Here is a 13,100-nt window from a genome sequence, read left to right on the forward strand (position 1 = left end):
GATGGGACGGGCAGGCTTCCTTGTCCCTTGCCGATACAGGTGGTGAGGTGGCCCCCCGGCAATCGGATTTGCGGATCAATGGTTCAGTTCGACGTTACGCACCTGGCCAGCATTGCGCTCGGCGCCCTCCTGGGCGCGGCGGCGCTTTGGGCCTATTGGCGTCTCCGGGGCCGATTGCGCAAGTCCGACGAGCTCGAAGAAGACGCTCTGCGCGCCGAGCTGAAGCTCGCCACCGACATCGCCGGCATCGGCGTCTGGCGTCTGGATGTCGCCACCCGGCGGGTACTCAGCGATCCGACCCTGCAACGCATGCTCGGTATCGAAGCGCTGCTCGAGGATGGCATGTTGCCCGTGCATCCCGACGATCGCGAACGCACCGGCCAGGAAATCAACGCGCAAGTCGACGGCCCCAACCAGGGCGGCTCGGTGCGAACCCGGATAGTGCACCCGGACGGCCGGATTCGTCACATTCACACCCATTTCCGCAAGCTGCCGCACAGCAGCCCGGCCCATCCGCGCGGCGAGTTGATCGGCGTCACCCGCGACATCACCGAGGAAGTGGAGCACGCCTCGCAACAGCAGATGCTCGCTGTGCGACTCAACATGGCGACCGAAGCCGCGAACATCAGCTGCTGGGAAATCGACTCCAAAGCACGCCGCTTCGCGTGGATCGAGAATCCGTTGTGCAACCTCTTCGGCGACACGCCGGATCTGTCGCTGGATGCTTACTTGGACAAGCTGCATCCCGACGATCGCGACGAGATCGAAGCCGTGGTGGCCCGCGCTCGCGCCCAAGGCGAAGAGCGCATCTCCTATCGTTATCGCATTCGAGGTGCCGACGGCCGGCTGCTGAACATGCAAACGCACGCCCGCGTGCTCAGCACCGACGACGGCTATCTGCGTTTGCTGGGCGTATCGTGGGACATCACCAAGGAAATCGAAGCAGCCGACCGGCTGCAACAGCAGACGCAGATGCTGCGCGAGGTGGAGAAGCGACTGGAACGCGCCTCGCTGTCCAGCTCCGAAGGGCACTGGGAAAAAGATCTGGTGCACGGGCGCATGTGGTTTTCATCGAGCTATCACGCGTTGCTGGGTTATGAGGATGGCGAGCTCGATACCACCTCCGCCCAGGTGGAGGCGCTGGTTCATCCGGAAGATATCGGCCGCGGCCGAGAATCGCTGCTACATCACGTCGAACGAGGCGAGGCGTTCGATGTCACCCTGCGCCTGCGGATGAAGCGCGGCGAGTATCGCTGGTTTCGTCATCGTGGCATGGCCGAGCGCACCGAGCAGGGCCTCGCCGTGTTGGTTGCCGGCTCCATTCAAGACGCTCACGAACAGAAGCTCGCCGAGGATGCGCTGCGCCTCACTCAGCAACGCCTGGAGCGCGCAATCAACGGTACGCAGGACGGCCTGTGGGAAATGGATGCGGACGGCTCGTCATGGCATTCGCCGCGCGTCGCCGAGCTGCTGGGCTACGACAGTACCGACCTGCCCACCGGCGCAAACTTCCTCAAACAATGCCTGCATGCCGATGACGCCGAAGCGGTCGCCAACGCGACGCGCCTGCATTTCCAGCAGCGCCAGCCCTACGACGTCGAGATTCGCCTGCGCACTCGCTGGGACGACTATCGTTGGTATCGCGCACGCGCGACTGCCGAACGCGATGCGCACGGCCGACCGTTGCGTCTGTCAGGCTCGCTGCAAGACGTGACCGAAGCTAGGTCGGCGCGAGAAGCACTGTTACGCGCGACCGAAGCGGCCGAGAGCGCCAACCGCGCCAAGAGCGAATTCCTCGCGAATGTCAGTCACGAGATTCGCACGCCGATGAACGGCATCATCGGCATGACCGGCCTGTTGTTGGAAGGCCCGCTCAACCGCACTCAGCGCGACTACGCGGAAACCATCCGTTCGAGCGCCGATTCGCTGCTGATCGTCATCAACGATATTCTGGATTTTTCCAAGATCGAAGCCGGCAAGCTCGACATCGAAGCGCTGGAGCTGGATCTGCGCAACACGGTGGAAGAAGCCGCGGTGATGCTGGCGTTCCAGGCGGCGGCGAAAAATCTCGAGCTGGTCGTGCACATCCATCCGGACGTGCCGGATCGGGTCGTCGGCGATCCGCAGCGCATCCGGCAATGTTTGCTCAACCTCATCAGCAATGCGATCAAATTCACCCGCGAAGGCGAGATCGTCATCGAGGTGAGCCGCGTCGACTGGGGCGACGGCCGTCCGCGCGCGCGTTTCGAAGTTCGGGACACGGGCATCGGCATCGCCGCCGGCACACTGCAGAACTTGTTCCAGCCGTTCGTGCAGGCGGATTCGTCGACCACGCGCCACTTCGGCGGCACGGGCCTCGGATTGTCCATTGTGCGCCGTCTGGTGCAGATGATGGGTGGCGAAGTCGGCGCGCAGAGCGAGCTCAACAAAGGCTCGTGCTTCTGGTTCACGTTGCCGCTATCGCCAGCAGGACTCCAGGCGTTGCCGGCACCGGCGCCTGCACTGGTGCTCAGCCGCGTGGGCCGACGCGTGCTTGTCGTCGACGACAACGAAACAAATCGCCGTGTGATCGCCGGCCAGCTCATGCATGCCGGCTTCGAAGTGAGCCTCGCCGCCGGCGGCATCGAGGCGATGACTTTGTTACATACCGCGGCCGTCGATGGCCAGCCGTTCGAAGTGGTCCTCGCCGATCACCGCATGCATGACATGGACGGTGCGACGCTCGGCGAGCGCATCAACGCCGATGCGCAGCTGTCGCAAGCGCGCCTCGTGATGCTCACATCGATGGACGGCCACGGCGACATCCATCGCTTCGCGGCGCTGGGTTTCGCTGCCTATCTCACCAAGCCGATTCGCGCCCGCGAGCTGCTCGAATGTCTCGATCGCGTGCTGGCGCACGACGCCAAGCAGTGGCACATGCAGAGCCAGCCGATCGTGACTCGTAACACGCTGGCGGCGCATATCGTCGCAGCCTATCGCGGCACCGTGCTGCTGGTGGAAGACAACGCCGTCAACCAGAAGGTCGCGGTCCGTTTCCTGGAACGCATGGGCTGCACGGTGCGGGTCGCGGACAACGGCGTCGAAGCGGTGCGCGCCTGCGAAGAAACAACGTTCGATCTGATTCTCATGGACCTGCAGATGCCGGTGATGGATGGCATCACCGCGACGCTGCGCATCCGCGAACGCGAGACTGGCGACGGCCGGCCGCATGCGCCCATCGTGGCGCTGACGGCAAATGCCATGGCCAGCCAGCTGGAGCGCTGCATGGAAGCGGGCATGAACGCCTTCCTCACCAAACCTTTGGAAATCCCCCGCTTGCACGAAACATTGACCAAGTTCGGCCTGCGTATCACGGCCGAGGAAACATCGGCGCAAGTCGATGTGGCGACAAACGTTCCGGTCCATTTGTCACGGCTCAACGAGCTGACGGATGGCGATCCGGAATTCACCCGGGAGCTGGTAGCAACGTTCATTGCCAGTGGCGAGCAGGCGCTGGATGAAGCGCGCGCCGCACTGGCCGCGCTCGATCGGACTGGCTTGAGCCGTATCGCGCATAAGTTGAAAGGCGCCAGCGCAAATGTGCACGCCGAGCCGTTGCGCAACTTGTCGCACATGCTGGAGGCGCAAGCCTCGAGTCTGGATCAGCAACGATTGGGCGAACTGGTCGCGCAGCTGGCGACGGAACTGGAGCGCGCGAAGGAATTTCTGACTCAGTACGCGCCGGACCCGATGGCCAAGGCGGGCTGATCAGTCCTGGATTTCGGTGGTGATGCGGTTCCGGCCAGCGGCCTTGCTGGCATAAACGCCGGCGTCACAACGCGCCATCAGGCTGTCGAGCGTTGCACCCTGCGGCACTTTATCCCGCCAGCCGGACACGCCGAAGCTGGCGGACACCGTGAATTCCTGGCCGGGCGCCTTGAACGGCTGTTCGGCAATATGTTTGCGAAGATGCTCGGCCGCATTGGCGGCATTGGCGACATTGGTCTCCGGCAGCACGATGACGAATTCCTCGCCGCCGTAGCGGGCAATCCAGTCGCTGGAGCGCACGCCGCTCTTGAGCGCGCTACCGAACCATTTCAGCACTTCGTCGCCGGTCAGGTGGCCGTAGGTGTCGTTGATCTTCTTGAAGAAGTCGACATCGCACATGATGGCGGCGAGCTGGCGGCCATAGCGGGCCGCGCGATCGATCTCTCGCGGCAGTTGTTCCATCAGATAACGACGGTTGTATACGCCGGTCAGCGGGTCCGTGATCGACAGCCGCCGGTTTTCTTCATTCGCGGCGCGCAGCGAACGTTCCAACGTGACGATGCGGCGGCCGGTATTGAGCCGCGCGATCAGCTCCGGCTCGACCACCGGCTTGATCAGATAATCGTCGGCGCCGGATTGCAGGCCGGCGACCAGGTGCTCGATGGCATCGCGCGAAGTGAGCAGGATGATGTAAGTGTAGCCCCGCTCCTTGGAGCGCAACGCCCGGCACAGCGCCACGCCGTCCATCTCCGGCATCTCCCAGTCGGTGATCATCAACGGGAAATCGCCCTGTTCCAGCTTGGCGAGCGCCTCGCGGCCGTTGGCCGCCATCTCGACCTCATAACCGCCACGCTTGAGCAGCCGCGCCATGATCAGGCGCTGCGTCGGCTCGTCATCGACGAGCAGAATCCGCCAGGCTGGTTGCGCGGAGGAGGTCTCGGAGGGGGTTGCAGACATCGCCGGGGATCGTACCCGGTGACGGCTTCTGCCGCAAAGCGCAGCTGCGGCACTCAATCACATTTGCGGCCATCCCCAGCCGGCTACGCCAGGGCCCTTATCCAAAGTTAGATACGATCTGCGACCGCGTTCACCGTTGCCGAATCATCGCGCGGTCGCGTGCGAAAGAGGTCACATTCCTTTGCCAGTCTAACGCTTACAGATCATCACACCGCCGTTGAGCGTTTTGACCCGCACGCGCCCGTCGCCCTTGCCTTCCGTGAAACGCAGCTCGTTGCCGGGGCCGTATTCCCGGCTGCGGCTCGGCTTGGGCCCGAAGCAGTTGTCGATATCGCCATTGAACGTTTCAATATCGAACTCGGCGTTGACCTGGCCGCGCAAGTTGAAATGCAGGTCGCCGTTGATCGCTTCGGCATCGATGCGCACATCGTCGCCCAGCGCGGCGGTCAGATTCAGATCGCCATTGGTCGTCTTGATCCGGCCGCGATCGAGCCGGTCGAGCGCCACCGTCATGTCGCCGGAGACGGTATTCAAATCCAGCTCCGGGCCGCCCTTGTTGATTTCCAGATCGCCGCTCACCGTGGTGGCCCGCACCTGGCCTTTGCCCTCGCCATGCGCCCGGATGTCGCCGCTGACGGTTTTGACTTCCAGATCGCCCGGGCCGAAATCGGTATCGATGCCGCCGCTGACCGACTGCAGGCGCTGCGAGCCGCGCACACTCTTGATCATCTGATCGGCGCTGACCGTGTTGATGATCAGGCCGCTGCCCTGGGGCACTCGGATTCTCAGATCGCTCGAGCCGGACGAGCTGCCGCCCCGTGGCAGCACGACTTTGATCAGGGTGCGCTGGCCGTCGCTGCGGAAATCCAGCCGCTCGACGCTGCTGCCGAGCTCGCCGTCGACTTTCACTTCGGCGCGATCCCAGCCGGTGACTTCGACCGTGCCGGCGACATTGACGATCTCCACCTCGCCGCGCGCATCGGCCGGCAAAGTTTTGGAAATTTCTTCGGCACCGGCGTGCGATGCCGCCGCCGTCAGCATGGCCATGGCCAGGGCAGCTCGCAGCGCTGCTGACATGGGGGCGTTCATAGATCGGTCCTCACGGGATGGGAAACAGGCACTTCGCTAACGTCGGCGAGCAGCTGCAGCTCGCGCTGATAGGTGGACATCAACAGATCCTGCAGCAGCGGATCGGAGGGATTCTCGGCCAGCGTCGCGGATATCTCGTTGGCCGCGTGACGCAGGTCGGCGAGGTTGCGCTCGAGCTTGGCGCGGGTCGATGGCGGCAGCGTCTTCATGCGCGCCTCGAAGCTCGCATCCAGCTCCGAGCGGGCCTTCATATAATCGGCGCCCAACGCCTCGGTGCCGAAGCTCACCGGCATTGCATTCAACGGTGCAGTGGCCGTCGGCACGGGCTGTTGAGCGACCTGCACGGCGGCGTCCTTCTCCATGGAGCTGCGCGTAAGTACAAACGTAGTGAGGGACGTGGCGAGCACAAGAAGCACCCCCGCGGCCATTTGAAACCAGCGCGTCGACGAGAAATGCACGACCGGCGCGCTGTCGGTGACGATGGGCGTCTTGCCGATCTCGGCTTGAATGCCCTGCCACAGATCGCGCTCGGGCTGCACGTCCTTCGGCAGGGCCGCCAGCATCTGGCTCAACGGATCGTCAGGCTTGTTTGCTTGATTACTCATCGTCCGCCTCCGCCGCCAGGCCCATGCGCTCGCGTAACAACTTTCGTCCGCGATGCAGTTGCGCCTTGCAAGTGCCGACTGCGATGCCGAGCATGTCGGCGCATTCTTCGTGGCTGTAACCGTACACAGCCTGCAATACGACCACGTGACGCGCACCCTCGGGCAAGGTGGTGAGCGCGCGCTCCAGATCCATCACCTGGCCCGCGTCGAGCTCTCGGGCGCCGTCGCCCGGCTCCGCGATGGCGTTCTCGATCGCATCTTCGTTGGATTCGGAGCGCGTGCCGTGATTCCGGCCATGGCTCAGCACCTCGTTCACCGCGATCCGGTGCAGCCAGGTGCCGAACGAGCTGCGGCCCTCGAAGGCCTGCAGGCTCCGCCACGCTCTGATGAATGTCTGTTGCACGCAATCCTCCGCCACGTCCCGCCGCCGCGTCATCCGCAGGCACAGGCCCATTACTTTGCCGCTGTGGGTGCGATACAGGCGCTCGAACGCGCGCGTATCGCCACCCCGGGCAGCCGTAACCAGGCTCGCGTCGGAGAGCAGGGGGTCCGCTACTGGGACCGATTCGTTGGCGCCAGCGCCGTATTGCAAGTTGCCCTCTCCACTCCGTTCGCGTGTTACGTCCGCCTTTGTTGAGTTCGATGCGGCGGAGGCCCGGATGGTTTAACCCAGGGGTAGTCGGATGATTACCTGGGTAAGAGCTTAACAGTAATGAGGTTTTTGTCAGAATCCGCCGGCCGGGGACAGTGCCGGCCGCAGGGCTATTTTTGCTTGCTGTTCCATTCGCGCACGGCGATTTCCAGCGCCGTGCCGGCCATGGGACGGCCGATGAAATAGCCTTGGGCGCGGTCGCAGCCGACCGAGTCGAGAAAGTCCAGGACCTCCTGGGATTCGACGCCCTCGGCGCAGGCGGTCAAGCGCAGTTTGTGAGCGAGCAGGACCATGGTCTCGACCATCGTCCTCGCATCTTCGTGGGCAAACACATCGCGCACGAACGAGGTGTCGATTTTCAGCTCGCTGAAGGGCATCAGGTACAGCTGCTTCAGCGACGAGTAGCCGGTGCCGAAGTCGTCGATGGACAGGCCGAAGTTCTTCACGCGCATGCGGGTCAGCACGTCCATGGTCGTGCCCGGGTCGAACATGGCGGCGCTTTCGGTTACTTCGAAAATAATGCGTCGCGCATCGGCGCCGACCTGCGTCGCCATGCGGGCGACCTGATCGGGGAACGCGAGGTCGTTCAACAGCTGGGGCGAAAGATTGATCGCCACCGATAACTGCAGGCCAACGGCATCCCAGGCGCGGCATTGAGACAGCGCCGTTTCCAGCACCTGTTCGGTGAGCCGACGGATCAGACCGTTCTTCTCGGCCAGCGGGATGAAACGAACCGGCGACACAAAGCCCAGCGATGGATGATTCCAACGCGCCAGCGCTTCCACGCCTTCGACGATCCAGCGATTCGGCGCGAGACGCGTCGCCTTGGGCTGGTAGTGAACGATGATCTCGCGCTTATCGAGCGCTGCGGTCAGCGCCGCGGCGCTGATCGGCGTATCGCTGCTCAAACATTGGCGCAGCGTCGCTTCGAGATCCGCGAGCAGGATCGGCTTTTGAAGCGCGCCCAACATCTGCAGGCCATGGGCCTTGCCGATCTGTTGAGCCGTCTGCAGCACTCGCTGATCCATGCCGCTGGCGACCAGGATCTGTGCCTTGCTGCCGCGCTCGCCCAGGTAACGCAACAGCTCGATGCCATCGGCGCCGGGCATCTGCAGATCGAGCACTACCACCGAGGGCTGGAATTCCTGCACGGCGCGTCGGAACGCTTCCGGATCGGTGACGCCCTTGGATTCGAAGCCAAGACCGGCCGCGGCCTCCGAGATGAACTCGCAGAGGTCGGGCTGATCGTCGATGACCAGCAGTTTGTTGGTTTGATCAGGCGACACGAGCCTCCCTATCGAGGACATGGCGAATCCGCATAGCCAGATCTTCGTTGCGATAGGGTTTATGGATTACATCCGACGACGTGAGCCCCGCAGTCCCCGCGAGCACGGCGTTGTCGGCATAGCCGGTAGTAAAGAGCACATCGATGTCCGGGCGCAATTCCCGGGCGCGCTTGGCCAGCGCCGGCCCGAGCATGCCACCGGGCATCATCACATCGGTGAACAACAGATCGATGCGCTCCGGTCCGGACAGAATGCGCACGGCCGCCGCGCCATTGGCAGCAGCGAGCGCGCGATAACCAAGCTGAGTCAGCGCAGTCACGACGGTGTCGCGCAGGTCGGCGTCGTCCTCGACCACCAGAATGGTCTCGGTGCCGCCCGGCGCAGCCCGCGTGACGATGGTGTCTTCGCGAGCCGATTGTTCCTCTTGCGAGCGCGGCAGGAAGATGGTCACCGTCGTGCCGACACCGACCGTGCTTTCGATCGTTGCGATGCCGCCCGCCTGCTCAGCGAAGCTGTGAACCATCGCGAGGCCCAGGCCGCTGCCCTTGCCCGATTCCTTGGTCGTGAAGAACGGCTCGAACCCGCGCTTGAGCACTTCCGCTTCCATGCCGACGCCGTTGTCGTTGACGCTGATGGCCACGAAGTCGCCCGGCTCGATGGAGGGATACTCGGCGCAGAACTTGGCGTCGAGCGTGACGTTCTGGGTGCGCACCGTGAGGCGGCCGCCCTGAGGCATGGCGTCGCGCGCATTGATGGCCAGATTCAAGATCGCGTTCTCGAACTGGCCCGGATCGGCGCTGGTGTGCCACAGATCATGGGCCTGGATCATACGCACTTCGATGGATTCGCCAATGGTGCGCTGGACCAGCTCGCTCAGGCCCGACAGCTGACGATTCAGATCGAGCACCGCCGGCTCGAGGATCTGCCGACGCGCAAACGCGAGCAAACGACGCGTCAGATCGGCGCCACGCGCAGCAGCGCGCATGGCCGTGTGAACTTTTCTCGCCAGGGTCGGCGTCTCTGCGACGCTGCGATCGAGCAGCTGCAAGTTGCCGATGACCACGCCGAGCAGATTGTTGAAGTCGTGCGCGATGCCGCCGGTGAGCTGGCCGATCGCTTCCATCTTCTGCGCCTGCATGAGACGCCCTTCGAGGCGCTTCTGCTCGGTGAGGTCGTAGACGATGGAGAAGAAGCCCAGCACTTCGCCGTTCGGGCCCATCTGCGGCACGAAATGATTCTGCCATTCGCGATGCCGGCCGTTGCGCACGCCACTCTGCGTGACGCGCACGAACTCTCCGGCCATGACCTTCCTGATCAGCGGCTCGACTTCGGCGAACTGCTCCTCGCTGATGCTGTCGCGTAACGGCCGGCCCAGCACCGCATCGGCGGGCTGTGCAACCCATTCTTCCAGCGCCTTGTTCACATACGTCACGATCATGCTCGAGTTGACGTAGGTCACCGGCGTCGGCACGGCATTCAACGTCAGCTCGAAGAAATCGCGCGTCTCGCGCAACTTGCGCTCGGCGCTGACCAGGTCGGTGACGTCCTGGATCGTGCCATGCAGACGCACGGTGTTGCCGCCGCGCCGCTCGGCTTTGACGATGCTTCTGACCCAGAGCTGGCGGCCGCGCGCACTGGTCATTCGTAACAGCAGATCGGACGGCAGGCCCGCGTCGATGGCCATGCGCTCGGCGCTCTGCATTTTCAAGCGGTCTTCGGGATGGAAGAACGCACGATGCGCCTCGACATCGATCAGATGCCCGACCGGCAGATCGTGGATGGCGTACAGCGCCTCGGTCCAATGCAATTGTTTGCTGGTGACGTCGTATTCCCAGCCGCCGATCTTGGCGGTGGCCTGCATGTCCTTGAGCAGGTTGTCGAGCCGCACGCGCTCGCCGATGTCACGGAACACCAGCACGGTGCCGACTGACGCGCCTTCTTCGGTCACCGGCAGAATTTTGTATTCGACCGGACGGAACGTGCCGTTCTTCCGGCGCAACAACGCGCCGACGCCGCGCATGATGTCGGTCGTGTAACGCACGCGACGGACAGGATCCGTGCGCGAATCGCCGTCCTCTTGAGTATTGATGAGCACGCGATAGTCGAGGCCGGCCAGCTCCTCGGGCTCGTAGCCGAGCATCTTGGCCGCCGCCGGATTCGCGTAACGGACATGACCGACGTTATCGAGCTCGAGCACGCCCTCGCCCGAGCCCTCGACGATGGATTGGTTGCGTCGATTGGCGGCCGTGAGTTGGGCGTGACGTCGGCGCAGTCGGCTGCGGAGCTTGCCCAGCAACGCAAGAGAAATAATCGCCGGCACCAGGCCGAGGGCGACGCCCACGGCCAGGCTGACGAGATTCCCGCCGAGCAGTCCTTGCAATGAGTTCATTTATTGCGCGGTCGCGCGCGAGGCTCTCAAGGCTTCGCGCCCGGCTCCCTCCCGGCATACCAGTTGACCGCGTACTGCATCAGTTGGGCCGAAGTGCGCAACGAGAGCTTGCGTTTGATGCGTTGACGATGCGATTCCACGGTCTTCACGCTGAGATTCAAAGCTTCTGCGGTCTGTCGCGTCGACAGGCCCTTGCCGATCATGTGCAGCACCTGCAGCTCACGATTGGTCAGGCTGTCGACCGGATTCGAGGAGATGTACGCCCCACCCGAGGCGAACTTCTCGATCATGCTGTTGCCGACGGCTTCGCTCACATAGATGCCGCCATCGAGCACGCGCCGGAGCGCGATCAGGAACTGGTCCGAGGCCGCCTGTTTCATGATGTAACCGTTCGCGCCCGCCGAGAGCATGCGTTCCGCATAGATCGCCTCGTCGTGCATCGACAACACGAGCAGAGGAAGCGCCGGGTAGTGAGCGCGCGCGTCCTTCACCAATTCCAGGCCATCGCCCTGCTTGAGCGAGACGTCCACGATCACGGCATCCGGCTCCTGCTCGCGAATCATCGACTTTGCTTCGCGGGCCGTCTCGGCTTCACCGCACACTTCCAGATCCGCCTCCGCTTCGATCAAACGCCGCAGTCCCTGACGCACGATGGGATGGTCGTCGACGATCAGCACGCGGCGCTTCTGGTCCTTGGACATACCGGGGGGCTTATGTGCCGGTTTGAACAGAGAAGGCCCAACGCTCATTGCACTCACTCCTGCTACTTATACTGGTCGAAAGCGGCCGAGGCCCTTTCGACAACGTCCGGCAAAAGGCGCGACTTTTGCCGGACTACAACCTGTTCAGCTGGCGCGCTTACGGGAACGACGCGCCTTGGCGGCATCGGCTGCGGGCTCGAGGGGACATTCGCAAACGATGCGTGTGCCGGGCCGGCTCTGCTCGGAGGAACTATCCGGCCCGCCCCGCTCGAAACGAACTTCGCCGCCCAGGATCCGTGCGCGGTACCGCATGATTTTCAGGCCCATGCCTGCTGCGTCCACCGCATCGGCCGGCATGCCAATGCCGTCGTCAGTTACCGTCAGCCGAACCTTAGCGCGGGCCCCATGCAAATGCAGTCGTATAGACCGCGCCTGGCCGTGGCGGACCGCGTTCCGAACCGCTTCCTGCGCAATCCGATAGAGATGATTGGCCAATTCAGTGCTCAGCGGGCGAATGGTCTTCACACGATGAGTACAAGTGACGTCGACCCCATAAAGCTCCTGCGCATGCATCGCCAGGCCTTCGAGCGCGTCGGACAGGCCGCCGCGTTCCAGATTGACCGGCGACAGACCACGCGCCAGCGCCCGCGTGCTCTCGATGGAGCTGTTCACCAGCCGGGTAATGCCTTCGATTTCCGGCAGAATCGTCGGGTATTCCGTGGTCAGACGGCCGGCCAGCCCACGCAGCATCAGTGCGATGCCCGTCAACTCCTGACCGAGGCCGTCGTGTAGATCATTACCAATGCGATATTGCTCGCGACTCACTGCCTGCAGGATCGCGCGCTCCAGCTGCTTGCGCTCGCTGACATCCTGAAGCACCAGCAGACTGTGATTGCGCCCCGCGACTTCGAAACGGGACAGCACGCCCAGCGCCGCGAAGTGCGTGTCATCGGCGCGACGTCCGTCGAACTCGACCTGCATGGAGCGGCCCTGTTCCACTGACAGCGGTTGCCAACGCTCCGGCTGCTCGAACGGCCAGCCGGCGAGCTGCGCCATATTGCGGCCGATGAGCTCGCCGCGACGATAGCTGAACAACATGTCGAAGGCCGGATTGGTGATCTCGATGACACCCTGCTCGTTGATCACCGCGACACCTTCGAGCATCGACTCGATCATGCGCGCCTGAGTCGCGATGGCGCGCTCGGCCCGCACTTGCTCGGTCGTCTCAGTGGTTACAACCGCGAGCGCGACGATTTTCTGCTCGTCGCGGATCGGGCTCACACGCACGTCGAAATGCCGTGACTGTCCATCGTTGCCTTCGATCTCGGCGACGTAGCCATCGACCTGACCGTTGGCGAGCACTCGATGCAGCGTCGACAAGGCCCGCGCATGCAGGCTCTGTGGGAATAAATCGGTAACGAGCGCGCCTTCGAGCTGCTTGGCCGAGCGCTCGCCGATGCCGCGATTGGCCACGATCACACGCAAGCCGCGATCGACCACGAACACGAATTCGCCGACCGCGCCGACCAGCTGCCGCATCGTGTCCGTTTGCAGCGTCGTACGCAGCCCGGTCTCGACCGGCGAGGGGCCGGCGAGCGCAAGATCGTATGTTTTCGCAGTATTCAAGCCGTGCTGTTCCCTGCGGGGCGACAATGGCAGAACGCATCGCAGGCA

Annotated in this window: 9 protein-coding genes; 1 reads left to right on the forward strand and 8 read right to left on the reverse strand. The window is 63.6% G+C overall.

What is annotated here, in order from left to right; genetic code table 11:
* Positions 1-78 precede the first annotated feature (78 nt).
* Positions 79-3,747 carry a PAS domain-containing protein gene (locus tag GYH35_RS21315; RefSeq protein WP_161829455.1) on the forward strand — a complete coding sequence of 1,223 codons (3,669 nt, stop codon included), beginning with the start codon at positions 79-81 and terminating at the stop codon, positions 3,745-3,747.
* On the opposite strand, the gene GYH35_RS21320 is transcribed toward GYH35_RS21315, so the two are convergent.
* The 8 genes from GYH35_RS21320 to GYH35_RS21355 form a co-directional block, all read right to left on the reverse strand.
* Positions 3,748-4,704: a diguanylate cyclase gene (locus GYH35_RS21320; RefSeq protein ID WP_161829456.1), complete on the reverse strand. Its 957-nt coding sequence runs from the start codon at positions 4,702-4,704 to the stop codon at positions 3,748-3,750.
* A 189-nt stretch (positions 4,705-4,893) separates the two neighbouring features.
* A complete protein-coding gene (locus tag GYH35_RS21325) occupies positions 4,894-5,793 on the reverse strand; it encodes a DUF4097 family beta strand repeat-containing protein (protein WP_161810614.1) in 900 nt (299 codons plus the stop codon).
* Complete coding sequence (locus tag GYH35_RS21330; RefSeq protein ID WP_161810613.1) at positions 5,790-6,398, reverse strand: hypothetical protein; 609 nt, start codon at positions 6,396-6,398, stop codon at positions 5,790-5,792. Before GYH35_RS21330 ends, GYH35_RS21325 begins: the two co-directional genes overlap by 4 nt.
* Complete coding sequence (locus GYH35_RS21335) at positions 6,391-6,990, reverse strand: RNA polymerase sigma factor (protein ID WP_161810612.1); 600 nt, start codon at positions 6,988-6,990, stop codon at positions 6,391-6,393. Before GYH35_RS21335 ends, GYH35_RS21330 begins: the two co-directional genes overlap by 8 nt.
* 170 nt (positions 6,991-7,160) lie before the next feature.
* Complete coding sequence (locus GYH35_RS21340) at positions 7,161-8,336, reverse strand: EAL domain-containing response regulator (protein ID WP_161829457.1); 1,176 nt, start codon at positions 8,334-8,336, stop codon at positions 7,161-7,163.
* Positions 8,326-10,725, reverse strand: a complete 2,400-nt coding sequence (locus tag GYH35_RS21345) for a PAS domain-containing protein (RefSeq protein WP_161810610.1) — start codon at positions 10,723-10,725, stop codon at positions 8,326-8,328. Before GYH35_RS21345 ends, GYH35_RS21340 begins: the two co-directional genes overlap by 11 nt.
* Positions 10,726-10,751: 26 nt before the next feature.
* Positions 10,752-11,426, reverse strand: coding sequence for a response regulator (locus tag GYH35_RS21350; RefSeq protein WP_161810609.1), 675 nt, complete (start codon positions 11,424-11,426; stop codon positions 10,752-10,754).
* Between the two features lie 144 nt (positions 11,427-11,570).
* The gene (locus GYH35_RS21355) at positions 11,571-13,052 is read right to left on the reverse strand and encodes a PAS domain-containing sensor histidine kinase (protein ID WP_161810608.1); all 1,482 of its coding nucleotides are present in this window, start codon (positions 13,050-13,052) and stop codon (positions 11,571-11,573) included.
* Positions 13,053-13,100 lie beyond the last annotated feature (48 nt).

The organism is Steroidobacter agaridevorans (genome assembly GCF_009932555.1).
Lineage (GTDB): Bacteria > Pseudomonadota > Gammaproteobacteria > Steroidobacterales > Steroidobacteraceae > Steroidobacter > Steroidobacter agaridevorans.